The organism is Treponema sp. OMZ 805 (genome assembly GCF_050937395.1).
GTDB lineage: Bacteria > Spirochaetota > Spirochaetia > Treponematales > Treponemataceae > Treponema.
In genome coordinates this window covers 208,452-233,915 of sequence record NZ_JACCLP010000002.1, presented here as the reverse complement: position 1 = coordinate 233,915, position 25,464 = coordinate 208,452, and the positions used below count along the sequence as shown (strand labels likewise).

At 40.7% G+C, this 25,464-nt stretch carries 26 protein-coding genes; 1 reads left to right on the top strand and 25 read right to left on the bottom strand.

Annotation, left to right across the window (positions count from 1 at the left end):
* Positions 1-29: 29 nt before the first annotated feature.
* From HGH47_RS02885 to HGH47_RS02765, 25 genes are all read right to left on the bottom strand, one after another.
* Positions 30-1,181 (bottom strand): LegC family aminotransferase, encoded by a 1,152-nt coding sequence (locus tag HGH47_RS02885; protein WP_212565388.1) that lies wholly within the window; start codon positions 1,179-1,181, stop codon positions 30-32.
* A 3-nt stretch (positions 1,182-1,184) separates the two neighbouring features.
* The gene (locus tag HGH47_RS02880) at positions 1,185-2,399 is read right to left on the bottom strand and encodes a polysaccharide biosynthesis protein (protein ID WP_253675600.1); all 1,215 of its coding nucleotides are present in this window, start codon (positions 2,397-2,399) and stop codon (positions 1,185-1,187) included.
* 16 nt (positions 2,400-2,415) lie between these two features.
* A complete protein-coding gene (locus HGH47_RS02875) occupies positions 2,416-3,816 on the bottom strand; it encodes an oligosaccharide flippase family protein (RefSeq protein WP_253675601.1) in 1,401 nt (466 codons plus the stop codon).
* Between the two features lie 32 nt (positions 3,817-3,848).
* The gene (locus HGH47_RS02870) at positions 3,849-5,633 is read right to left on the bottom strand and encodes a DUF6044 family protein (protein ID WP_212565392.1); all 1,785 of its coding nucleotides are present in this window, start codon (positions 5,631-5,633) and stop codon (positions 3,849-3,851) included.
* Between the two features lie 37 nt (positions 5,634-5,670).
* Positions 5,671-6,234, bottom strand: coding sequence for an HAD-IB family phosphatase (locus HGH47_RS02865; protein ID WP_212565393.1), 564 nt, complete (start codon positions 6,232-6,234; stop codon positions 5,671-5,673).
* Positions 6,231-6,998, bottom strand: coding sequence for a UbiA prenyltransferase family protein (locus HGH47_RS02860; RefSeq protein ID WP_432910366.1), 768 nt, complete (start codon positions 6,996-6,998; stop codon positions 6,231-6,233). The genes HGH47_RS02865 and HGH47_RS02860 overlap by 4 nt, the downstream gene beginning before the upstream one ends.
* 113 nt (positions 6,999-7,111) lie before the next feature.
* Positions 7,112-8,095 carry an NAD-dependent epimerase/dehydratase family protein gene (locus tag HGH47_RS02855; RefSeq protein ID WP_212565394.1) on the bottom strand — a complete coding sequence of 328 codons (984 nt, stop codon included), beginning with the start codon at positions 8,093-8,095 and terminating at the stop codon, positions 7,112-7,114.
* Positions 8,096-8,104: 9 nt separating this feature from the next.
* Positions 8,105-8,461 carry a DMT family transporter gene (locus tag HGH47_RS02850; protein ID WP_230974440.1) on the bottom strand — a complete coding sequence of 119 codons (357 nt, stop codon included), beginning with the start codon at positions 8,459-8,461 and terminating at the stop codon, positions 8,105-8,107.
* Positions 8,462-8,513: 52 nt separating this feature from the next.
* Positions 8,514-8,813, bottom strand: a complete 300-nt coding sequence (locus tag HGH47_RS02845; protein ID WP_212565395.1) for a nucleotidyltransferase family protein — start codon at positions 8,811-8,813, stop codon at positions 8,514-8,516.
* Between the two features lie 3 nt (positions 8,814-8,816).
* Positions 8,817-9,245, bottom strand: coding sequence for an HI0074 family nucleotidyltransferase substrate-binding subunit (locus HGH47_RS02840; RefSeq protein WP_212565396.1), 429 nt, complete (start codon positions 9,243-9,245; stop codon positions 8,817-8,819).
* Between the two features lie 40 nt (positions 9,246-9,285).
* Positions 9,286-9,780, bottom strand: a complete 495-nt coding sequence (locus HGH47_RS02835; RefSeq protein ID WP_212565397.1) for an acyltransferase — start codon at positions 9,778-9,780, stop codon at positions 9,286-9,288.
* 6 nt (positions 9,781-9,786) lie between these two features.
* The gene (locus HGH47_RS02830) at positions 9,787-10,908 is read right to left on the bottom strand and encodes a DegT/DnrJ/EryC1/StrS family aminotransferase (protein WP_432910234.1); all 1,122 of its coding nucleotides are present in this window, start codon (positions 10,906-10,908) and stop codon (positions 9,787-9,789) included.
* A gap of 15 nt (positions 10,909-10,923) precedes the next feature.
* On the bottom strand, positions 10,924-12,021 hold the full coding sequence (locus tag HGH47_RS02825; protein ID WP_432910231.1) for a Gfo/Idh/MocA family protein: 1,098 nt from the start codon (positions 12,019-12,021) through the stop codon (positions 10,924-10,926).
* A gap of 49 nt (positions 12,022-12,070) precedes the next feature.
* Positions 12,071-12,175: an AAA family ATPase gene (locus HGH47_RS02820; protein ID WP_212565399.1), complete on the bottom strand. Its 105-nt coding sequence runs from the start codon at positions 12,173-12,175 to the stop codon at positions 12,071-12,073.
* A 432-nt stretch (positions 12,176-12,607) separates the two neighbouring features.
* Entirely contained in the window at positions 12,608-13,114 is a 507-nt protein-coding gene (locus HGH47_RS02815; protein WP_212565400.1) for a hypothetical protein, read from the bottom strand.
* Positions 13,102-13,431, bottom strand: coding sequence for a nucleotidyltransferase domain-containing protein (locus HGH47_RS02810; RefSeq protein WP_212565401.1), 330 nt, complete (start codon positions 13,429-13,431; stop codon positions 13,102-13,104). Before HGH47_RS02810 ends, HGH47_RS02815 begins: the two co-directional genes overlap by 13 nt.
* Positions 13,413-14,630, bottom strand: a complete 1,218-nt coding sequence (locus HGH47_RS02805) for an ATP-binding protein (RefSeq protein ID WP_212565402.1) — start codon at positions 14,628-14,630, stop codon at positions 13,413-13,415. Before HGH47_RS02805 ends, HGH47_RS02810 begins: the two co-directional genes overlap by 19 nt.
* Before the next feature lie 138 nt (positions 14,631-14,768).
* Positions 14,769-16,619, bottom strand: coding sequence for a 2-aminoethylphosphonate aminotransferase (locus HGH47_RS02800; protein WP_212565403.1), 1,851 nt, complete (start codon positions 16,617-16,619; stop codon positions 14,769-14,771).
* A gap of 1 nt (position 16,620) precedes the next feature.
* The gene (gene aepY / locus HGH47_RS02795) at positions 16,621-17,748 is read right to left on the bottom strand and encodes a phosphonopyruvate decarboxylase (protein WP_212565404.1); all 1,128 of its coding nucleotides are present in this window, start codon (positions 17,746-17,748) and stop codon (positions 16,621-16,623) included.
* Complete coding sequence (aepX, locus tag HGH47_RS02790) at positions 17,749-19,050, bottom strand: phosphoenolpyruvate mutase (RefSeq protein WP_432910223.1); 1,302 nt, start codon at positions 19,048-19,050, stop codon at positions 17,749-17,751.
* Positions 19,051-19,152: 102 nt separating this feature from the next.
* A complete protein-coding gene (locus HGH47_RS02785) occupies positions 19,153-19,341 on the bottom strand; it encodes a hypothetical protein (RefSeq protein ID WP_212565406.1) in 189 nt (62 codons plus the stop codon).
* Positions 19,342-19,410: 69 nt separating this feature from the next.
* Entirely contained in the window at positions 19,411-19,803 is a 393-nt protein-coding gene (locus HGH47_RS02780) for a VanZ family protein (RefSeq protein ID WP_212565407.1), read from the bottom strand.
* Positions 19,804-20,086: 283 nt separating this feature from the next.
* Positions 20,087-20,473 carry a PUR family DNA/RNA-binding protein gene (locus tag HGH47_RS02775; protein WP_212565408.1) on the bottom strand — a complete coding sequence of 129 codons (387 nt, stop codon included), beginning with the start codon at positions 20,471-20,473 and terminating at the stop codon, positions 20,087-20,089.
* A 106-nt stretch (positions 20,474-20,579) separates the two neighbouring features.
* Positions 20,580-22,502 (bottom strand): phosphoglucomutase, encoded by a 1,923-nt coding sequence (locus tag HGH47_RS02770; RefSeq protein WP_212565409.1) that lies wholly within the window; start codon positions 22,500-22,502, stop codon positions 20,580-20,582.
* A 73-nt stretch (positions 22,503-22,575) separates the two neighbouring features.
* Positions 22,576-24,018 (bottom strand): aminopeptidase, encoded by a 1,443-nt coding sequence (locus HGH47_RS02765; RefSeq protein ID WP_212565410.1) that lies wholly within the window; start codon positions 24,016-24,018, stop codon positions 22,576-22,578.
* Positions 24,019-24,275: 257 nt separating this feature from the next.
* Here HGH47_RS02765 and HGH47_RS02760 point away from each other — a divergent pair, with 257 nt between their 5' ends.
* Positions 24,276-25,463, top strand: a complete 1,188-nt coding sequence (locus HGH47_RS02760; RefSeq protein WP_212565411.1) for a dicarboxylate/amino acid:cation symporter — start codon at positions 24,276-24,278, stop codon at positions 25,461-25,463.
* The last annotated feature ends 1 nt before the right edge of the window (position 25,464 follow it).

Sequence of the window (25,464 nt, the reverse complement as noted above, 5' to 3'; positions counted from 1 at the left end):
TTGATCGTCTATTCATAATGCGCCTATATCTATTTTATACAATCGATTCTTACTCCGCTCGGAATGTTCACAACCCTCTCTGCAAACCATTCGGCATTGGTCAGATCACCGCATTCACAATCTTTAAACATAGGTAAGTGATTCATAAGTTCCCAAATAGGACGAGTCATTACACCGGCATCGTTCGTTGCTGTTAAAAATTCTTGTTGTTTTGCTTTATTTTCACATATAACCGCATTGAGCCAGAAATTCGAATGCGTACTGTTCGGTTCATCAAAAAAAGTAATATCGGAGCCTTCAAAAAATGCCTTGTACCGCATAGCTGTTTCCCGTTTATTTTTTAAGAACACATCAAGATTTTCAAGCTGGGCACATCCTAATGCAGCATTAATATTCGGCATACGATAATTATATCCAATTGCATCATGCTTAAATTCCCACCGATGAGGAATTTTTGCCTGTGTTGTAATATGTTTTGCATAGGAGCCGAGCTTCTCATCCTGAAAAAGCAATATCCCGCCGCCGCCGGTTGTAATTGTCTTATTACCGTTAAAACTGATAACACCGATTTTACCGAATGTTCCGGTATGCTGCCCTTTATAAAAGGATCCGATGCTTTCAGCAGCATCTTCAACTAATTCCAATTTCCAATCATTACAAACCTGTACAAGTTCATCGAGCTTAACAGGATGCCCAAAGGTGTGCATAGGCAAACAAGCTTTAATGCGCCTACCGGTTTGTTTGTTAAAACATTCATTATTTTTAATTAGAGCATGTTCTTTCAGCCATTCAACCATCTTTACAGGATAAAGCCCCATTGTTTCCTTATCAACGTCTAAAAATACCGGATGGGCATAACAATAAGAAATAGCATTTGCTGTTGCAATAAATGTCAACGGTTGTGTAATAACCTCATCATTCATTTCAACGCCCGCAAGTTTAAGCGCTATTGCAATGCCATTCGTGCCATTAACACACACAACGGCCCGCTTAGCTCCCGTATATTCTGCCATATCTTTTTCAAACCGATCCACGAACGCACCGACACTGGAAACATAGGAGGTGTCAATACACTCCGCAAGATATTTTTTTTCGTTGCCGATAAAAACCGGTGCGTGCAGCTGTACGGAATCAGCATTATAGAGCTTTTTGATAAAAGTAATAACTTCATTAATATTCATAATTTACATTCTCCCATCTAAATTCTTATACTTTTCTTCGTGTTCAAAATTTGGTAGAAATTTCTTTAAGAGTGCTATAATCTCCGCTTTTTTCAGCGTATCGTTATTAAACAATCGCTCCAGTTCAAAAATAAATTCATTAATTTCAGTGGATGAACGCTTTTGTATACCCGTAATAACACCCAGTGCGGAAAACTTATTCATATCAACCGTTTCTGTTTGGGTAAAGAACTCTTCATAAGGTTTCTCTCCTGTTGTATCTGAAACAGAAAAATAAACAGGATAATCCCTACTACCTCTAAACAGTTGTAAGGCCTTCTCTTTTGCCTCTTCTTCCGAACTGCACTTACATACGGTATAACCCAACTCGTGTAATAATTTTTCTGCAATATCGGAAAAAGTCATTGTTGAAACTTGATCCAGCTTTGGGAAATATACCTCACGATTATGCCCAAGCATACAAGCAAGCATACAAATTTCGCCACTCTCTTTCGGAGAAACAAAATACCGCTTGACATCAGTTGGAGCAGAAATCGGCTGATATTTAGCTATGCGTTCTAAAAATCCTGCCGGTAACGAACCGTTTGAAAAAGCCACATTCGCAAAACGTGCCGTTTTAACGGGGAAATAATCGGAGTATGAAAAAATTAAATCCTCCATTATTCTTTTACTTGCACCCATTACGTTCACAGGATTTGCAGCCTTATCCGTAGAAACACAGAAAAATGCTGCTGGAGGGAATTCTTTTAACAAATCCAATAACTTTTTCGCATTTATAATATTATTTTTGAGCAAAGCTTCAATAGAATATATATCTTTTTCAGTTCTGACATGCTTATGTGCAGAAAAATTTGCTACGATATCAAAGCCTTTCCTCGCTCTCAATATCTTCTCAAAGACAACATCCGCATAATTAATCGGGTACGTAGCATAGTCATCGGGAATAAACAACCCCTTTGTGCTTCGTAAATCTCGCGTCAATTCCGCAAGCTCATTTTCGTTTGTATCAACTACGACAAGGGTGCGGGGCTTAAACGGTAAACACGCTTTAATGAAAGAACTTCCAATACTGCCTGCCCCTCCAATTACGAGCATTGTTTTTCCTTCAATACAAGCACTCAACTGTTTTGTATTTGCACGAATATCAGAAGCAAAAAGACTTTCTTTCCGCTTTATTACATATTCTGAAATAAAATTTTCTATATTAAAATCAACCATAAAGACTCCTTCCTTTTTAAAACAATGCCCTTTGTTTAATAATACGCAATAAAAGGAATACCCCTAAACAGGTTGCGACTGCCCATCGTATATACCAAAACGATAATGTAAAATAATATAAGATAGCAACGCACAGAACGGGTACGAGACCGCACAGATAAAACCTAAAATGATATTCCAAATTTTTTATAACATACCGCGCAATAATGTCATGAAAAAGAAATAAGAACACAAACGAAACAACCGTTGCAATGGCCGCCCCCATATCTCCATATATGGGAATCAGCAAGAAATTTAGACCAATATTAATACCGGCAGCTACTAAAGTACCTAATGATATATAGATAGTTTTTTGATAAAAAAACTCATGATTAGCAGGAAAGGCATACAAAAAATTGAAATAGTACGCCAATACAATAAGCGGAATAAGGCGGATTCCCTTCCAATAGGCCGATGGGGCCATAATTTTATACACCTCCGGTGCTAATAGTAAAAACCCCATAGTTAGCACGGAAAAAAGCGTCATATACCGACCAGCCTTTTCCAAAATGAGATTTCTGTTGTTATCCTTCTTATACTCATAGTAAAAAGGTACCCACGAAGTATTCAAGGCTCCCCAAATCGAAGAAATAATAAGAGCTAAGCTGTATCCTACACTGTATATACCAACACTTTCCTCTCCAACAAACTTCTTCAGCATAATTCTATCACTTTGGGATAGAATCAGCCCCCCCGCACCATGAAGGATAAGCGGCAGAGTCAATTTTAAACAATATTGCCAATAGTCTTTATTATAAAAACATCGACCATTCCTATATAGAAAAACTAAAAAAATACATGCCGACAAAATTTGGGGAATAGCAGCACCATATATCTTTCCTCGATATTTTTCCTCCTGAAAAAAGTAAATAAAAATGAGCGACAGACAAACACTTACGACAGCTATTAACACTCCAAAAATAGCATTCTTTTCAACATCTTTAAATTGCATCCATTTTGTCGTATAAAAGTTAACAATAAAGACGCAAAAACTATGAATGGGCAGCAGAATTACAAACCCCTGCTGTATACCCAAAATCCTTGATAATGGACGTACCCAGATTATACAAATACTCAAAACACAAGCAAAAGAAAGGAAGCTTAAGGTCATAATTGCAGATAAGTACATATCTATTGTATTTTTTTCATACGTAATACGGGCATTTGCAATAGAACCATAAGTTTGCAGTCCGATAAATAACATAAATAAGCCCTGCCATGCCGTATAAACAGCGACGATACCATAATCAGATGGACTTAAAAGACGCGTAAATATTGGAGCAGTAAAAAACGATATCCCTTGTAAAACGAAACTCCCAAACACATTAAAAATAACAACGCGGGAAATCGATTTATTTTTTGAAAAAACATCAACCATTTAGCCCTACTTAAAAAGCTCAATACATTTAACTACAAAACTTTATACACATGAATAGTATATATGCTATTTTTATGCGTATAAGTTTCCACTAAATGTAATTTTAAGACAGCAGCGTTAGTAATCACCGGCCTTGATAAGATATACTTGACATTAAAAGTATCTTTCAAAATATTCATATCTACACGTAAAGCCGCAGGTTGAGGATTTTTATTACGGGTTGGCGCATAAAAATCAGCTCCGCCATTATATAAGTACATGCGTCCACCCCAACTATTATAATAGTCTCTCATTTCAGGATTCACTGCAAATTCAGGCTCGAGCAGTTTTCCGAATTTCCTCATATATGAAAGAGGAATAATACTATTATAGCCATCGACCGTGTGGAAGCCGTTATACATTAGTACCGCAGGATGATAGCCAAAAGCGACTACATTTTCATTGGCATATCCAATGTCATGCTTTATATCATTAAACAACTCAATATCAAAGAACTCTTTATAAGAAATAAAATCATCAGAGCTATAGACAAATTTTTTAGAGATTGTCTTATCTATATGGATGACTTTATCAAGACCTGTTTTATAAACAATTTCGTTATACCATGTTTTAATAGTATCATTATACTCTGTCGGGGAAAATAAAACATAGCATAATTGCAACAAAACAACGGTATAGCCAAGCCATTTTTTATTAAATATAGCATTAATCTGTACAGCAACTAACGCAAACAAAATATACCAAACCGGAATATTCAAAACCCAAATTCTTCCCCAATTAAACCCTGATAAAGGAGGAATGACAGTTTCAACAAATGTGCTGATAGAATTATTTTCATACAAAGCCGCAATGAATGAAAAAGAGATAAGTATACAAAATAAAAATAATATTATGTGAATATTTTTCCTACTGATATTTTCAAATTGCGTTTTTATCCGTTTTACCCAAAAAGATAAAAAATATAAAAGTAAAAAAATAAATGCAAACGGGATTATGATTTTTCTTTGTAAAGAAGCAAAATGATACCAACCATTCAAAAAATAATTTTTAAACCATAGCAAAACATTACCGTCGCCCAGAGCAAATATTGACCTATTTAACGGCTCCTTTATTACCAAGGCATGATAGAATAATTTAAATTCAACAAGGATATACCCAGTACACAAAACAAAAAAGGCAACAAACAGATTGATATTTATTTTTTTAGATCGTATTAATAAAATTATGGAAACAAGCAGCCATAACCCTATAGCAAATATGCCGACAAAAGCAAAATTTGAAATAAGTGGAAAAAATAAAAGGAGTATATATTTTTTGTTAAATCTGGCATTTTGTTTGATTATATCTAAAAATGTAATTACTAAAATTGGTATAGAGGAAATAGCAACAGCTGACCAATAATATTTAGGCAATACAGCAAAAATTATAGAGATAACAACCGCTATAAAATCATCTTCTATTCCAAGCCTTTTTAATAAGATAAGCATAGATACGAAACCTACAATAATTGCAATATAATAATTAATCATATAGGCAAAGAAAGTAGGTAAAAGACAAAAGATAGCAGAATATAAAGAATAATTAACCTGCATAAAATACAAAGTTGACAAATTATTAAAGGATGGTGTGGGACTATTAAGCGTAAAAAAAGAGTCATTATCCTTGATCATTTTCGCCCATGCAGCATTGGAGTCCAAATTATCGTGTATGGAAATGATAGAATTCTCACCGATAAACGCCGGAAATACAAGAAAAACAATCACAAGCAGCAATATTATACGCAATAAATATCTCTCTTTCTTTTTTAATTTCAACATAAAAATCCTCAATAATAAAAATTTATGATTCACAAATTCAGCTTAGACACCATTTTTGTACTTGATTTCTTTTAACAAAATACGCATTTCCAGCTAGCAAAGCCATAGGCAAATCAGATTTTGAATCGGAGTAGAAATTTTCAATTTCTATTTTCCCAAATTTTTCTTTAAATAAAATCGGCTTAACAGTTCCATAACAGTTTTCACCTAGAATATTCCCCGTCTTTTGGTCCATATTTGTGGCTATTAAATTATTTATACCAATTTTTTTACATATTGGGCGAAGCAAAAAATCAGGAGATGCGCTTATAATGCAATCATCTGAAGCCTGCATCTCTTTGTACCATCCTTTAATTTTATTTTCATTCTCAATCCAAAAAGAGAGAATACAAGCATCTATATCCTTTATTCCTTGTAAAAATTTAAAAAACAATTTCTTAAATTCTTTTTTATCAACAAATTTAAATATATATAAAAACAGACCGCTAACTTGCAAAGGAAAAAAGCGAATAAGCTTTATATCATTTTTTAAACAGAAAAGCCAAAAATTGATTGAACTGTCTCCATCATAAATCGTTCCGTCAAAATCAAATACATTCATAATAGATATATAATTCCAAACAACATACATAAAAACAACAAACAAAAAGCCAGTATCTTTTTATCTGCAAAAACAACTTCAACAGGATCTCCATCATAGGAACTTTCGATATCAAGACTATATTGCATAAATATAATAATAACCACAGGCACAGTTAAAATCATATATGGATTAGGGTACTCCTTAGCCCACAGAGCATAAAACACACAGGTCATACCCAAACACAGATACATAAATTTATCAAGAAAGTTGAATGTATATTTTTGCAAAACGGCACGAGTCACACCATCGATGCCGCTCTCAACCATTTTAATTTCATTTCTACGCTTCCCTAGACCTAAATAAAAAGCAGCCGAAACAATCGTCAAATACAACCATGAAGAAACATAGGTTCCAGCAAGAAGAGCACCAAACATAACCCTGATTAAAAACCCTGCTGTTAAAATAGAGATATCTATAATCGGAATGTCTTTAAGACCCAAACTATATGCCAAATTCAAAATAAAATATAACAACAAATTAAACAAAGCAAAAAAACTGATATGATGAAATACAATTAGATAAAAAAGCAATCCTATAGAAATAAAAAAACAACATACAGCATACACAAAACCCTCTGCTATCGAAATTTTTCCGCTTGCAAAAGGTCTGTTTTTTTTAGTTGGATGAAGTTTATCTTTTTCTACATCCTTAGCATCATTTATTATATATATTGTTGAAGCAATAAGGCTAAACGAAATAAAACCAATTAAAACATATAGTATTCTCTGCCCCCCCCCCCTTCATCCCGCATAAATATAAGCGGAACAAAAACAAGAAAATTTTTTATACAGTGTTTTAGACGAAGGAGCTTTAATATATTTCTAAATTTCCCCATTTAAATCTTACTGTCTCTCCTTTTCGTTTCCGAATACATCCTATATGCATCTATTAACATATCATCATCACTATATTTAGGCTGCCAGTCCAAATCTTTTTTAGTTTGTGAAATATCAAGAATATACTCCTCATCGGCTATCATAAATTGTTCGGGATACATAATCGTTAGTCCTATTTTATCAAAAAGAGCAAGTATTAGTTTTACAAAACCTCCCGGCGTATGAATAACAGATGAAGAAGAGCCTGCATACTGTATAACCTTTTCTAAAAGAATCGTAATATTAGGCGGAGATTCCGATCCGAGATTGTACTCCTTATTAGGGATATCTTTTTCAAGAGCACAAATAATTGCTGAAACACAATCAAAGACCGAAATCATTTGATAATGATTTTTACCACTTCCGATCGTAGGCACAGGAAGACCTAAATCAATCAGTTTAAATAGCTTAACAAGGATACCAAACCGTCCAGGTCCAATAATCATTCTAGGTCTAAAAATTGTTATATTTATCCCTTTTTTGCGAAATTCACGGCAAATATCTTCACAGGCTTTTTTACTTTGTCCGTAAGGACCAAAAGGATTCTGCGGATGATTTATATCAACCGGAAGATATTGAGGCTTGCCGTATGTCATATCCGTTGTAAACATAATATAGCTAAGACATTTTCTTTCATACATTACCTCTAGGATATTTTGAGTTCCTGTAGTATTGGTATCAAAAAAATAATCATGGCGATTTTGGGGTACTCTGTTGTGATACTGATTCGCAGCCAAATTTATAACAGTATCGCACGAAGCAAATGAAAGATTTTCTATTTGTCTTTTATCACGAATATCGACATGAACATAGTCAGCCTTCTCATTTATTTGGCTATCCAGAACTTCATGAATATCACAAACGGTTACCGATTCATTCCTGTTTAACAGTTCATTTGCAAGATAACGCCCAACAAAACCATTACCACCAAAGATATAATACATTTAATTTCCTTAACTTCTTGAAATAAGAACAACACCAATACAGATAACTGCAATCCCCGCAATACGAACCGGCGAAAGAGATTCCTGAAAAAACAAGTAACCGGCAACTGCCGAAAGCACATATCCTATACTGAGGAACGGATATGCAAAACTGACTTGAACCTTTGAAAGAACAGACATCCAAAGGATAATACTTACTGCATAACAAAACATTGCAATCCAAAGCCATATATTGCTTGCTAAAAGCCCTATATTGTAAGCCATTCGAAGCATGTTCATTTCACCGACTTGAAGCATTCCTTTTCTAATAAACAGTTGGGCACAGCAGTTAAGACAAACACTTAATAAAATAACACCTATATTCATTTTATCAATCCTTTTACAAAACACAAATATTTTTGATATTTTTCAACAACCGCTACTTTAACACCACACCGTATTCATCGATATGCTTGATTAAATCCTTATGGTTCAATTTAGCATAAGCAACAAAGTCAAAAAAATAGGGTAGGCATGTTTCCTCTTCAATTTCCGACTTCAAATGCGCTGCCAAAAAAGAATCTACTTTATTACCTTTTAATGCAATGTCCACATCCGAACCCTGCTTATACGTTCCTAATGCACGCGAACCGAATAAAACAGCTTCCTCAATTTCGCTATGCCGTGCAATGTAACTTAAAATGATTTTGATATGCTCTTCTGGCAAACCGTACCGCATACGCTAAAGTTCCGCTCGCAGTGTATCATTAAGTTTTTCAACTTCAGGTAAAAAGCTTTCAATCACAAAATCATTAAGCTCTCCAAGAAGGGAAACATCATAGACATGACTCGTAAGATTTCTCACTTCAAGAGCTTTTAACCAAACTTCTCCATTTTCAATTATTCCATCTTGAAAGGCTTGACGGAATGCTCTCTTTCCCGTTTGAACTTCCGTATACCCTTCACTTTCAAGATAGTCTTTTAACACCTTCCAAGAAAGCTCTATAAGAATTTCAAAAGCTTGTACCAATGCCATCTGAAAGGCATCATAATATTTTGAACCCTCAGGATGTTCCTCAACGTCCAAGCACCTTTCTTTAAAGACGATGAGGGCTTTTTCAAAATTTTGAAACCGCTGTTTCCAACGGATATTTTCCGTATCTTTCATCATTGCCTATGATAAATACTTTTCCAGAGGGCTTTCATCCCCTCTACTCCTTCTCCCCCGCCTCATTCACCGTGCCGTGCACCCGTGCGGGGTTTCCATAGACAAGGGTGTATGGCGGCACATCTTTTGTTACTACGCTTCCTGCACCGATTAACGCATATTCACCGACAGTTACTCCGCAAACAATCGTAGCATTTGCACCGATAGATGCGCCTTTTTTAATCAAGGTTTGTTTATACTCATGTTTGCGTTCAATAAAGGCACGGGGATTTATCACATTGGTAAACACACAGGACGGACCGCAAAAAACATCGTCTTCTATCACCACATCGTCATATAGCGAAACATTATTTTGAATCTTTACGCCATTGCCGATAACAGCCTTCCCGCCGATGTTAACATTCTGCCCGATGGAACATCTTTTACCGACTTTAGCGCCGCTCATAATGTGCGTGAAATGCCAGACCTTGGTTTCTTCTCCTATCTCCGCACCTTCATCAACATAACTCGATTCATGCACAAAATAATTTTTAGCCATATTCCCCTACCGCTTATAAAATACTTTTATTGCATCACAGGTATAGGCAATTTCATCTTGAGTCAACTCAGGGTACATAGGAAGAGCAAGTACGGAAGCACACAGTTTTTCGGCAACGGGGAAATCACCTTTCTTGTAACCGAGATACTTAAAGCACTCCTGTTCATGTAAGCACTTGGGGTAATACACCGTCGTACCTATTCCTTTTTCGGTAAGATATGCCTGTAACTCATCCCGGTTTTCAGCAAGGATATTAAACACGTAGTACACTTCTTTTCCCTTCGTTTTTACGACGGGAAGTTTTATCTGCCCTATATCTTTTAGCAAAACCCGATATTGCGCTGCGTGTTCAGCTCGCTTTGCAATCGCCTCATCAATATGCTTGAGTTTAACATTCAGAACGGCAGCCTGTAAGCTGTCAAGCCGAGAGTTATATCCGATATAGTCATGGTGGTACTTTTTTGTTGCTCCGTGGACACGCAAGCTTTTCGCTTTTAAGTAATACTCTTCGTTATTCGTAACGATCATACCGCCATCGCCGTAGCCGCCGAGCGTCTTGGTCGGAAAAAACGAATAAATCCCCATATCGCCGACAGTTCCTGACTGATGCAAAGCGCCGTTATACATATCCTGCATCCCGAAGGCCTCAGCTGCATCTTCTAACACACGGAGATTATGCTTTTTTGCAAGTGCCATACAAGCAGTCATATCCGCCGTTTGTAAGAATAAATGCACAGGCAATAGTCCGACCGTATTTTTTGTTATACGTTTTTTCGCATCCTGCATATCCATACAGAAGGTGTCTTCATCAATGTCGCAAAAAACAGGTTTACCGCCTAAGCGGGCAATACAGGAAGTGGATGCAAAAAACGTAAAAGCAGGTGTTATAACCTCTGCGCCGTTTTTAAAGCCAAGAATATCGGAAGCAATCACCAATGCGTCACTGCCGTTCGCAACCCCGACCGCGTATTTTGCTCCGGTATACTGTTGTATTCCTTCTTCCAAACTTGCTACAGCTTTTCCTAAAATAAAATCCCCCGTTTCCAGCACTGAGGATAATGCCGTATCGAACTCATTTTTTAAATTTTTATATTCTCGTGTCGCAGTATAAAAAGGTACTTTCATCATCTTTCTCCTCTTAATCTATTTAAAGATACCCCTCATTTTCAACGTTGAAAAATCACACGGCAGCGTTACCGGCAATCCTGTTTTTTGGGATTTGTAAATAGCCAAGATAATCTCTAAAGCTTTTTTGCCTTTTTCGCCCGAAACGAGCGGTTCACGATTATGTTCGATTGCATCGACGACATCTCTAAAAAGAGCCGTATGTCCGAAACCGTACACCGTCGGCGGGTCTTTTTCATTAGGATTAAGGACATTTTCTTCCGTGTCCCCTACCTGTTCCGCATCGGCAAAACGCCATGTTTCCATCTTATTAACCGCAAGCCCGCCGATCACAACGGAACCTTCCGAACCGAATAAGCTCAATGTTTCATTGAGATTTTTCGGATACACATCGGCAGTTCCTTCTATTATGCCAACAGCACCGGAAGCAAATTCTACAATCGCACAACCGAAGTCCTCTGCATCAATCGGACGGATAAACCGGCGGGTTTGCGCCTGCACGCGGACAGCATCTTCCCCCATCATCCATTGCAAAAGATCAATACCGTGCGTACACTGGTTCATCAGAGTACCGCCGTCCTGCTCCCACGTACCGCGCCACTTTGCCTGTTCGTAGTAACCTTCATTTCGGTTCCAGCGCACTTGGATCATTCCGTGCAGCATTTTACCGAAACGGCCTTTTTGATATGCTTCACGTGCTTTTACCACCGGTGCATTAAAGCGATTCTGAAAGCACACTGCCAATGTTTTACCGTGTTGTTTTGCCGTATCAATCATCGCTTGTGCATCAGCTGTAGAAAGCGCCATCGGCTTTTCGCAAATTACATGAGAGCCATTCTGCAAACAATGCACCGCAATATCCTTATGCTTACCGGATTCGGTCGCAATCGTTACTATCTCCGGTTTACACGTCGCAAGCATTTCTTTATAGTCGGCAAATACTTTCACCATTGCATTCGGCAGTGCTTTAGCGTACTCAGCTTTTTTCTCTTCTGCACGCTCCTGCACGGGATCGCAAACAGCAACTAAATCAACCTTATCCTGCATCGCAACAAATGCTTCAATATGCTTAAAACTAATTCGGCCGCAGCCGATTAACGCAATCTTATATTTCATTTTATATCCTTCTCTTAATTTCACTCCAAAGCCACATACTTAAATTTGCTTAATTATTGATTAACTGATACGCTTCTTGTGTTTTATCGATATACAGGTAATCTTCATTTCTAATTTGAGAAAACGTATGGATACCAACCGGTAGTTTTTTCATGGAGATGTTACCTCATTGCTCAAATATGCTCGCAATCGATATACTTACCCTTATAGGCATCTTTAAAAATATATTTTGGAGACAATCGTTCGAAAGTCAATCCATCACATTCCATTTTATCTTTAAGCGTCTTCCAAGCAAGACATTCAAGATTCATCCGAAAATTGCATTTGTAGAAATTGTCCTGCAGATAATCCAATCGCCTAACCGTAGTTTTTATGCTTACATCCATAAAACATCCTTATATAAATTAAATCTTACAGCTATAAGCATAAAAAGCCAACAAGAATTAAAGTTTTTATAGGTATAGGCACAAAAACAGCAATAAATTTAAAATCTTTAAAGACACAACCATAAAATAGTATAATCTATTTATACAACGTGTAAATTAACCCCAAGCCCCTCAAAAATGAAGTTTTTAGGGGAGGCTATTCATTTATTGGATAGCGGGCATTCCAAATCTTCCGTACCAAGCAGTTTTTCTGCCGTTACAGCAAGCTTCATGTATAGTGTCATAAATTTATCCCATGAAGCATAGAGTGCATTAACCGCATTGACAATATCTTCCGGCCGCTCGGGGTATTCATGGGCAAAACTATTTCTCAACGAACGGAAATACTGCCAGTCCTCAGCCGATGTTAAAATGTTAAATTTTTCAAGTTTATTGAGAATATCGATAAACGGATGCGCGGTTGTATCGCTTTCCAGCAAACTATATACAGCAGGGATTAACCGCAAACCAATGCAATCTTGCAACTTTGCAAACCGATAGAGGAATTGATCCAAAACAGCAGTTTGCTCATCGGATAATGCGTTCAGCCTCTCTTCTGTAATCGGAAAAAACGAATGCAAAGTTTGAAGCGCCACATCAATCCTGTGTATATGTTTTTTACATTCTTCCAGCGCAGAAGCGCATTTTAGTTTTGCTATTTCGTCCATAATACTACACCTTGCCGGTATGCATTCTGCACGATCAACCGCCCATCATCAGCGCCGGTTGTTGTAAGTAGATCAATCCGTTGCTCACCGAGCTTCAATTGTAGAGCCGCAGCCGTCTGTAATTTTTCTTCAAAGGCTACAGCAGAAGTAAGCGGCGTTTGCACCAGTATATCGATATCCCCGCCCCGCTTGCTATCATCAGCACGAGAACCGAATAGGATAATTTTTTCAGCTTGCGTAAAATGCCGACGAACGGAATCGATGATGATGCTTTTAGTTTCTTCAGACAGACGCATTGTTACCCAAAGTAGTCCCACGCAGGCATGATAGTTATCCTTTTATCTTCTTTTACAAAAAGATCACGAGAATCCCGCGTAAGAATAAGTCCTTCCCGAACCTTAAAGAAATCCATAGCTTTCAGAAGTCCGTTTAACTCTCGTTCGGTGTTATCGAGGTTCAGCTCTAAGCATACCTGAATGCACTGCGGTGCAAAAAGCGGATTAACGACAAAATCGCACTCGCACGCATCATCACTATAATAGTAGATTTGTTTATCGTCAAAAGTCCCGTACTTTCGGCGGAGTTCGTTAAACACAAAATTTTCTAAAATATGCCCCGAATTTTCGCTAAACGTAAGCCCTGCCGTCCGTATCAATCCGATATCGGTAAAATAAACTTTTTTTGGGGCAAGGCTCTGTGCTTTTTGCGACCATGCGAACTTAGGTACTAAACTCAACAAATATGCATTCTCAAAATATGAAAAATAATCAAGAATGGTCGTATGCGACTTTACTCCGGCGACTGTTTTCAGCTTACTGGGAGAAATCAGTGATGCCGCATTGGAAGCAAGATACACATACAGCCGTTGCAGCGATTTATCATCACTGACATTGTAGCGCACTGCTATATCCCGATATAAGATGTCCTTTTGAAGCTGCATAACAACTTCGGAATTATTCAGCTTGAGATACTCGGGAAAACCGCCTGTTTGAAAATAGCTTTCAAACGATTGAATACCTTTTTGTGCATGCGCAAAGCGCAGATACTCGGAATAAGAAAACGGAAACAACTCTTTTACGATATGCCGCCCGGTCAGTTTTGTTCCAAGTTCACGGCTTAAAAGGGAGGCATTAGAGCCTGTTAATACAACCTGAAAACCTTGATCCAGTTTTTGCCGCACGTACAATTCCCAATGCGCTGCGGCCTGTATTTCATCAAAAAAAATAAGACGACTGTTCGATTCCTCAATAACAGCATCCAGTATCGCATAGTCGGAAACGGAGAATTCCAACAGCCGTAAATCATCAAAATTCAGATAAAAAAACGGCTTATTGAGCTTCTTTACAAACTGCTGTAACAGAGTGCTTTTCCCGCACCGCCGAACACCGCATACCACAAACGCATGGGTCGTTATATCGGGGATATCCGCTAATGCATCTCGATAGGTTCCGTCATCGGTTTTCCGCAGTTTTTCGAGTTGTGTAAGATATATTTTCTTTAATTCTGCCTGTAACATTGTGAAGAAAATATATCAACAACTGCATGGTATGTCAATATCATCAACATATATATGCCAATAACGTTAACATATCACTAAACACAATACGCCCCTTGTAAAGGGCTGCATTATCAATGGGGGTGCCTTAAAAGTTGTTTACTTCCCTACCCCGATTCCATGCATATACTGTTCGAGTTTAACGGTAAAAGTACGCATTTCTTCAGGTTTGATATCACCGATATTTGCGATACGGAATGTATCAATATTCCCCAGCTTTCCCGGATAAATGGTAAAGCTGTGTTCAGCAGCAAAGTCATGCAGGGCATCAAAACTGTATTGAGGGGTCTTCGGCTCCAAAATTGCCGTAATAAAATGGCTTTGATGCTCCTCTTTTACCAGCATTTCAAGGCCAAGCTTTTTAACCGCTGCTACTAGTATATTCCAACACTCGGTATAGCGCTCATACCGTTTTTGAACGGTCTCTTGTTTGGTCTCTAAAACAGCCTGCCGTAATGCGTACATCGTTTGTACCGGCGGCGTAAACCGTGTTTGATGGGTCTTTGAAAAATACGCATATTGATCATACAGATTTAAATAATAATTGCGCATCGGATAGTCTTTGGTCTTTTCAAGCTCGGCTTTATTGCAGATAACAAATCCTACACCCGCCATGCCTTGAATATTCTTGTTGCTTGTGGAGGCCATAAAGTCTATACCGAGTGTTTTTAAATCCATCGGCATTCCGCAATAAGCGCTTACCGCGTCAACAATCGTAACCATGCCGTATTTTTTTGCCATAGGACAGATAATATGCAAGGGGTTAAGCAAGCCGGTTGTTGTTTCATGGTATACACATGCAAGATGAGTATACTTTTTCGATGCAAATACAGCTTCAAGTTTTTCCAAGTCGATAGGTTCATACGTTGAACTTTTATATACATCCATAGGGATTTTATATACTTGCGCGATTTTTGCCATCCGCGCCCCATACGAGCCGTTATCAATTACTAACAGCTTTCCGGTATCGGGCACACAGGAAGAAACCATGACTTCATCCGCACCGGTACCGGAGCATCCGAACATAACAGTTTCATATTCATCGGGATTGGTCTGAGGCGCCAGCGCAAACAGCTTCATTTCATCGCAAAGCCATTGCATTAAATTTCCGAATTCTTTTTCACGCGGACAAATATCTGCTGCGACTTGAGCATATTTAACACTATCGGTAGTTGTGGCAGGCCCCGGATTAAGAAGCACTTCGCGACGAACATTTCGCAGACTTTCATTTTCTACGATATGAGGATAAATATCATTTACTGCCATCGCCAAATGATCTTCATCGTCGATTTCCCGCCATACATAGTACTCACTTTTCTTTACCGCAACAGCGTCAGTCTCCGCAATTTTTAAAAGCGCATGCTCGTATTCCATTTTAGGTAAATCATTATGATGAGCCTTTGCGTACGCACACATGTTATTTAACACTTCTTTCGTCAATTTGGTAATACCGACAAGTTCACCTAAAATACTGTGTAAGTCCTGCTTCTTCTTAGATAGCCCTGTCAGGCGCATATCTGCATCAGCTTGAAGATACACCTCATCACCGGAATGCGTAGCGCCGCTCGCTAAAATAAGATTTTTCCGCTCATCATTTATCAGGGTAAATAATCCGATCGAATCATAAATCAAATCGGATTCCAGCAGTAAAAAGGAACCGGTAACCAAAGGTGCACAGCATTCAAGCGTTCCCATACTGCCGGTTTCAGCATAGCGCTCATTTTTTACCGTAATGATAGCCGGATATTTTTGGGCAAGACGGTCATAATATTCGTTGCAATGCCCCGTACCGATAATAATTTTTTCTATTCCTTGAGCAAGCAGTTTTTGTACCGATTGCTCTACAATTGCTGTTCCCCCTATTTCCAAAAAACCTTTCGGCATTGTTTTTGTCTTATCTTTTAAGCGGGACCCCAAGCCACCAGCCAAAATAACAGCTTCCTTAATCATACTATTTCTCCAGTAATGCCATAAAAGCTTTTTTATTTTCAATAGGAGATGATTTCGGTCTTCCTAAGTCAGGGCGCGCACCTTTAGATACCATCACCTCAATAAATACCGTACCGGGGCTTGCAAACGCGATTTTTAAATTTGACAGCAACGCTTCCGGCGCTGCAACGGATAGAGCTTGATCATATCCACATGCCAAAGCAACAGCACATAAGTTTATGTTCCGCGCTACAGTAGGCTGTCCGCCGACCGAATCATGAGCGCCGTTATTTAAAACGATATGCACCATGTTTTTCGGTTTTTGAGTACCGATTGTACTGAACCCTCCAAGGTGCATAAGAGCTGCGCCATCGCCGTCAATACAGATAACCGTCCTATCCCGCTTGCATAAAGCGATACCGAGCGCTATTTGAGAAGCATGTCCCATTGAACCGACCGTTAAAAAGTCCGTATTATGCTTTTGCTGATTTTTCTCGCGTAATTCATACAATTCACGAGATGCCATTCCGGTAGTCGAAACAAAAACTGCATCTGAAGGAGCATAAGCTATTATATGGGCTATAGCCTGTTCTCTCGTCATTTCAGCAGGGACAGAGTCGTTTGATTTAAGCGTATAGGGTGCAAAGCATCCTTTCCGCACTACAAGCGCAAACGGAGCATTTCTTTCTTTGACCATTTTATAGGCATGGGTAATTTGAACGGCTGCCTTTTCCTCATCGGCTTCCAAAATTACATACGGAATTTCCATTGCATCAAGAAGTGCACAAGTTACTTTTCCCTGCGTTATATGCTGCGGTTCATCATGAACACCGGGCTCCCCCCGCCATCCGATTACAAGCAATAACGGTACGGAATACACCGCCTTATCTGCAAGTGAAAGGAGCGGGTTAACCGTATTACCCAATCCGGAATTCTGCATATACACAAGCGGAATAGTATCGGTTGCAAAATAGTGCCCCGCTGCGAGTCCGACAGCACAGCCTTCATTTGCTGCAATAATGTGATGCGTTTTATCTGCCGTATCCGTTATATATGCACAGAAATTTTTTAACAAAGAATCAGGCACTCCGGTAAAAAAATCGGTACCGTTTTCCTGTAATAACGCATAAAAAAATTGAGGGCGTATCATTTATTTAGTCCCCGGAATTAATTCCAAAATATTTTTTATTGAAAGACACATATCATTCACTTCTAAAGAACGTTCAGCTTCTAAAATAGTCTTTGCGACTTTATACATTGCAGGATACGATGCCCGCAACATGTGATTCGCATAAATAATAACATTTGCTCCCCATGAAGCAAGCTCCGATTCGGTAAATTGATTATAGGTAGTGGGTACTAAAACGATCGGTACTTTTTTATATTCGCCTCTAAAGCGTTTACAGAATTCTTTAATATCTTCCCCTGTTTTCTCTTTACTGTGAATCATAACGCCATCGGCTCCGGCTTTTACATACGCAAAGGCACGTTCCAAAGCCTCATCCACAGAATGGCCTGCTATCAGAGATTCAAGGCGAGCAATAATCATAAAATCTTTGGTAACTTGTGCCTTTTTACCTTCCGCTATTTTATGACAAAAATCTTCTACCGGCGCCAATTCCTGCTTAGCTTCCGTACCGAATAAGCTGTTTTTCTTCAAACCGACTTTATCTTCTATTATAATAGCGGAAATACCGTTCCGCTCCAAAGTTCGAACGGTGAATACAAAATGCTCAGGTTTGCCGCCCGTATCACCGTCATAAATAATCGGCTTTGTCGTACATTCCAGAATATCCGTTAAACTTTGTAAACGAGTTGTAAGATCAACCGCTTCAATATCTGGCTTTCCCTTACTGGTAGAATCGGTGAGACTTGAAGACCACATTCCATCGTAACGATGAACACCATCTTCTTTTTGTACTTCAATATTTTCGATAATCAAGCCGGAGAGGCCGGAATGAGCTTCCATAATCCGCACAACCGGTTTTGCTTCGATAAGTCTCCGTAACGTTTTCATTCTAATTTCAGGCGTTGTCCCGATAGTATGCATATTAGCGGCAAGCGCCGTTGAATTAATTCCTTTCGTGTAAGGAATTTCAATCACCTGACCGCCCCACTCGTTCATTACTTGAAAAACTTCATCTCTGATCTTGCTTAAGGGGCCGGCTTGCCAATCATCACCGTGAATAATAAAATCCGGTTTTAATTTTTTTAAATTCGGAACATACGACCAGTCTTCTTGCGGAATGACTTCGCTTACGCCTTTAATATTCTCTATAACCTGTTTTCGTTGTTCATACGTCAAATACGGTAATCTTTTATGCGAAACAATAGCGCTATCCGTCAACACCCCAATAATAAGGCGTCCGTATTTTGCACCTTCTGCAATAATATTGATAATGCCGGGATGGATGATATCCCCGGTAATTCCCAAATATACTGTTTTTTCCATAGGTTACATTTCCCAAAAAACATCAAGCTTGTATCAAGCCTCATATTCGCCAATATCAATTAAATATTTTTAACACCGCACACAAAAATTCATAAAAACAGTCTATTTCTTAAAAGCATGTTCAAGAATATACATTTGCCCGCGCTTATAGATGGGATAATAATCTTCATACCAGTAGAGAGCGGTCATCGTATGCCTATGCAGCAAAACACTTTCCTTAGGCATCGCAAGGATAATTTCGGGTCTAGCATCAAAAAAGACCGTAAGTTTTTCTATAATTGCGGTATTCATTCGCGCCTTTTTCCTAAAAACAATATTCTCTAACGCATGAGCACAGGGGCATTACATGAGCTACATGAATCAAAACTCCAACCGATGTTTTAGCATCCCCAACCGTACAAGTGTTGCTAAGACAGCTCCGGTACAGTCGGCAAACCAGTCATATACGGAAGCATCGCGCCCGGGAACAAAGATTTGATGGATTTCATCAGAGATACCGTAACAAGCAGTAAAAAGGCAAACAAGCGTGAAATATTTAAACGGTTTTGCAAGCCATTTACCAGAAGCAAACCAATAGGAAAGCGTAAAAGCAAGACTCCCGAAAGCGCATGCATGCAAAAGCTTATCTAATCCATGAAAAGAAACGCTCTCCGGAATAGGCAGCTTTGACTGCGCAGAAAGGAGAAAGATTACAACGGCGATACACATTGACATACACCGCATAGTATATTCGATGATTTTTTTTGAAATCATGTCCGACACCTCCGAAATAAGATGAGGACATACCTCACCCATTCACACAACTGCTTTGATTTTTAAACAGGCTGTATGCCAATCAATAAAAATGACCGCCGCTGCTTTCTGTGCCGCCGAAACAGGCTCCATTCCGCATAAGGCTGATAATCGTAAACTACGGCAATATACACCAAGTTTAAGCTAAAAGCAAGATACGCAAGCTATGGTTTTTCGGATATTCAAAGGTTTTCTAAACGTATCGCTTATGAAATAAAGGGACAAAGACATCGAGGGAGACTTCCTATTCTGCCTCGTCTTTTTTGACAATGCGTACCTTCCGCGCGGGTTTCGGTTTTGTACTTGAGTTGTGCTTATTGATGATTTTCTTTTTTTCTCCGCCGGCTGTCTCTGCAGAAATACTCCGCTGCTTTTTCTCTCGTTTTTCCTTGAGCTGCTCTTTCCGTTTTTTTTCGATAAATTCAAGGCTTTCGTTAAGCCCCTGCAAAAAGGTTTGCATTTCATCCTGAAATACGACAATTGCATGGCGGTCAAAACCGGCGCCGTCAGTGTTTTTGCTTTCGACAATCTGCAAAAAAACATCACCCAGCCGATTCTCTTTCACATTAAAAAAATATGTCCGGTTCTCTACCGGAATTTGAGTGGTAAATAATTCTCCTCGAATTCCCATTCCGTTATCCTTCCCTTAAAAGCTACCGATAATTGCCGGAATGCATATAGCCAGTAAGACCATCAGCATTCCTTTACCGGCGCCGTAAAATTCGGCTACAGCTTTCTTAATTTTTTGCCGATACCGCCGCATCGGCTTTGCGTACCATATCTCCCTGCCACTGAACCAGATATTCTTCCGCTGCCTGATCATATCCTTTGATGTCTGCCATAATGCGGAATACCGGTTCGGTACCGGAACCGCGCATCCAGATAAAGGCAATCGGCATATAGCTTGCATTATAGAACTGCACTTTGAGGCCGCCCTTTGCGGAAACTCCAAAATCTCTGAGATTTTCCGTACAAACCGTTCCATTATACGCAAACACTTTACAGGCTGCTATACCGAACCGGTCTTTCAGCAGCTGTTTTTTATCCGCCCATTCCTGCATAAAAATCTTCTGATATGCCGATTTTAACGCAGTGTGGTCGGTTGTATGGATGTGCATCAGCGCCCGCGCTTCCTGCGTCGGGGTTGTCCAATAGCGGGGAAGCGTTGCAATAATATCCGCAAAGGTAAAGTCTTTCCGGTACTTTGCCGTTTGCCCCGACCGCTCGCACCAGATACGGAACGGGCAGGATGCGCTCGGCGTATCTTTTATGAGCAAGAGCTTACTGATAGCAAAGAGCGTATTCAGCGGGTCACGCACGGCGGCGGGGTAGGTGATATTCCCCCCGTTGGAGCCTTCGCCGAGTATCCGTACTTTGTAACCGTACCGGCGTGCATCTTCCGCTCGGTTTACTACATTGGCTTCGCCTACCTCCGCATAAAACACTTCCGCATCCAAGGCTTTTGCGATTTCGTTAATGCGGAGCGATGTCGGCCCGTTGACGGTAACCGCGAGAGGCGCGCTGATGTTACCGCTGTAGTGCAGATAACTCAGTTCCGCGATGACCGACAAAGCAAAGACTTCCTGCGCTTCAAGGATCAGCGCTTTTTGCTGTACCTCATCCCAGTAGATGATATTGCCGCGGTCTCCGTCGCAGTCGGGCATATAGCCGAACAACGTATTCTCCGCCTGTGCGGGATTGCTCCGGTGCAGTTCTTCGATCTTTGCAGCACAAGTTGCGAGGTTCCCCCCTTCGGGAATAATACCGTGGACGATATTTCCGGCCTGTTCCGCAATACCGACAAGCTGCATACCGAGCTTTTCAAAGAAAGCTCGGTCAACCGAAGCGGCGCGGGCGCTGCCGTTAAAGTCTGCAACCAGTGTAAACGGCTTCCCTGCTGCCGCAAGTTCGGTGCATTGAGCGCGGATGCCGTCAAAAAAACGCGCTTGTTCCGCGCTGTCTTTTGAATCGGCAATCACTTCCTGTAAAAAGTTTTGATAGGCTGCAAGCGCCGCTTGTTTATGCGCAGCCTCCGCCTCAAACACCATTTGTACCTGTGCCGGATTAGCCTGTTTGCGCAAGGCAGCCGCAGTATCTTGGTGTGCGGCGGCGCATTTTTGTGTGAATAAGGCTATCAGCCGCGTCGATTGACTTCCGTCCAGTACGCCCCCGGTATCCAACCCGAACTTAAAGCCGTTATGCCCGATGGGATTATGGCTTGCGGAAATATACATGAAAGCCGCCCCTGCAGCGCGCGCGTACGCCATAATCTCCGGCGCCGCTGCTATTCCAACCGATTGTACCGCTAAAGCCGCCGAACTTTTCACCGCGGAAGTAGCCGTAGCAACCGTTGCCATAGGCACATCCGAACCTGTTATCGCGGACGCAGCGGCAAACGCCGTTACAGCCTCTTTTAAAAGCGCTGCGCCGGTGGGACGGCTGTCGCGGGCTATGACTATCGTGCGGATTGCCGGAAACTCAGCTTGTAAGAATTCCGCAAATGATTGAGCGGCAAAGAAAACAATATCGCGGTCGGCGGCGGAAATTTCCGGCGCTCCGTCGTTTTCGCTTCCGGATTGAGCAAATACTTTGCGCCAGCCCGACGCCGATAGAATCATCTTTTCAAATGCATGCTGTAATTCAGGGTATGCTGTATTCATTGATATTCTCTCGTATCGAAATCGATTAACCGAAACCTCTAAAAACCACAGCTTTTAGAGGTTCCGCTTCGCTTTAATGTGCTTTTAAAAACGCCTTGTAGGCTCGGTATGCCATTAAAAGGTCTACTTTACTGATCAATTCGATGGGGGCATGCATCGACAATACCGGCACTCCGCAGTCTACGACTTCCGTTCCGTACTTAGCGAGGATGTAGGCTATCGTACCTCCTCCCCCGGCGTCGGTCATACCGAGTTCCGCCGTCTGCCAGACAACATTGTTGGTGTCGAATAAATGCCTGATCTTTTGGAGATATTCGGCGTTTGCGTCATTTGAGCCGCCCTTGCCGCCGGAGCCGGTGTATTTGTTGATGCAGATACCGTTGCCGATAAACGCCGAATTGAGCTTTTCAAATACGGACGTAAACGCGGGGTCATAACCGGCGGACACATCGGCAGATAACATACAGGAGTTAGCAAATGCGCGGCGCACGCCTAAATCGCAGGGAGCATTTTGCAGGGCGGCAATCTCCGCGACCATGTTTTCAAAGTAGAGCGCTGTCATGCCGGTATTACCGACCGAACCGATCTCTTCTTTATCGGCAAAGAGGGCGACGGCGGTCTTTGCGGGAGTCCCCGAAACTTCGAGCATCGCTTTCAGTGTGGTATAGGCGCATACGCGGTCATCATGGCCGTGCCCTGCAATCATCGAGTTATCAAGCCCGACATTCCGCGCCTTTCCTGCGGGGACAATCTCGAGTTCCGCAACGCGGAAATCTTCTTCCGTAATGCCGTATTTTTGATTCAAGATTTTTAAGATATTTTCCTTAACGGGAGACTCCTTATCTCCTTTTTTATCCTCTTTAGATTTGTCTTTTTTCTTATCATCCGATTCATCCGGCGTTGCAGGTTTCATATTCCCGACAAGGACATTGAGCTGCTCGGCGGTAATGCCTTCCGCTAAGGTTTCCTGCAGCTGCTTTTTTGAAAGATGGATGAGCAAGTCACTGATAAAGAGCACAGGATCGTTTTCATCTTCACCGATGCATATTTCAACCTTCTTGCCTTCTTTGGTAAAGATGACCCCGTGAATAGCGAGCGGAATTGCAGTCCACTGGTACTTTTTGATACCGCCGTAATAGTGGGTCTTTAAAAACACGAGGTTGGAATCTTCATAGAGGGGCATCTGCTTGACGTCGAGACGCGGGCTATCGATATGAGCGCCGACAATATTCATCCCCTGCATGATATCCTCGCCGAGCACCATCATCACAACGGACTTATCTTTATTGTTAAGATAGACCTTTGTACCCGCAGGCGCTTTTCCGCTCTTTATCACTTCTTCAAGCGGCTTAAAACCTGCTTCCTTTGCCTGCCGTATAATTTGAGCGGCGCATTCGCGTTCGGTCTTTCCGGTGTTTAAAAATGAGATGTAATTTTGAGAAAGCGTTTGCATCTCGGCAAGTTCACTTTCGGTGAGCTTTTCCCATGCTGTTTTTGCTTTATACGTGAGTTCCATAGTGCACCTTCTTAATTATGTGATGTATCAAATTATCAACCAATTTCTAAAAACTTTAGATGTTGAGTTTAATCATCAGATGGGGCAGTATATACTATTGAAGAGAATTATAAAAGAGGTACATCACGATGCCGGAATATCAAAAAAAACTGGACAACCGTCAGAAAGTCAGCTACACTATAGAAAGATAGTTGGACATCTCTAAAAAACCGGTCAGCTTTTAAAGATGTCCTGACACTTTTAAAAAGGAGTTTATTGTGAGTGCAAAAAAATTAGGTCTATTGCCGCGTCTTATTATTGCAATCGTTGCCGGTATTTTAATCGGTAACTTGACGCGCTCCATCCATTTGCCGTTGCCTGTTCAGATTTTGGCAACCTTTAACGGGGTATTCGGCAACTTTCTCAGCTTTATCATTCCGCTGATCATTCTTGGATTTGTCATTCCGGGTATCGCGGATCTGGGTTCCGACGCAGGAAAGCTGCTCGCTATCACTGCCGGTATTGCGTACGGTTCAACACTGCTTGCCGGTACGTTGGCCTTTGTAACCGATTCCATATTCTTCCCGTTCTTTTTAAGTTCTCATGTGGATGTTTTTTCCCATGCGAACCCTGAAGATGCGCTGCTGCCCGGCTTATTCGGTATCGATATGCCGCCGCTGATGGGCGTTATGACTGCGTTGATTTTAAGCTTTGTTCTGGGTATCGGTATTGCGGTAACCCGTTCTGAAACATTAAAAAATGCAGCACGCGAATTTCAGAATATCGTTACGAAAGTTATCGAAGTTATCATTATTCCGCTTCTGCCGATTCATATTTTAGGCGTATTTACCAACATGACCCATGCGGGACAAGTTGGGCTTATCCTCAAGGTATTTATCAAAGTATTTGCAATCGTCATTGCGCTGCACGTCATCATGATACTTATTCAGTACATCATTGCCTGTACCATTGCAAAACGGAATCCCTTTACGTCGATTAAGACGATGCTACCGGCGTATGTTACCGCATTGGGAACGCAGTCTTCTGCTGCGACCATACCGGTAACGCTTGCTTCCGCCAAGAAAATCGGTATTCAGGAAAAAATTGCGGACTTTGTTATTCCGCTCTGCGCAACCATCCACCTTGCAGGAAGTACCATCACCCTTACCAGCTGCTCGATGGCTATCCTGATCCTGCACGGACAAACAGCGAGCGCCGGCGTTATGCTCCCGTTTATCGCAATCTTGGGTATCGCAATGGTTGCAGCCCCCGGTATCCCCGGCGGCGCCGTTATGGCAGCGCTTGGCTTTGTTCAGTCCATTCTCGGCTTTAACGACACGATGAGTTCATTGATTATCGCGCTCTATATTGCACAGGACAGCTTCGGAACTGCATGTAACGTAACCGGAGACGGCGCCATCGCCATTTTGGTCGACGCCATTTCGAAGGATAAAAAGAAGGCGTAAA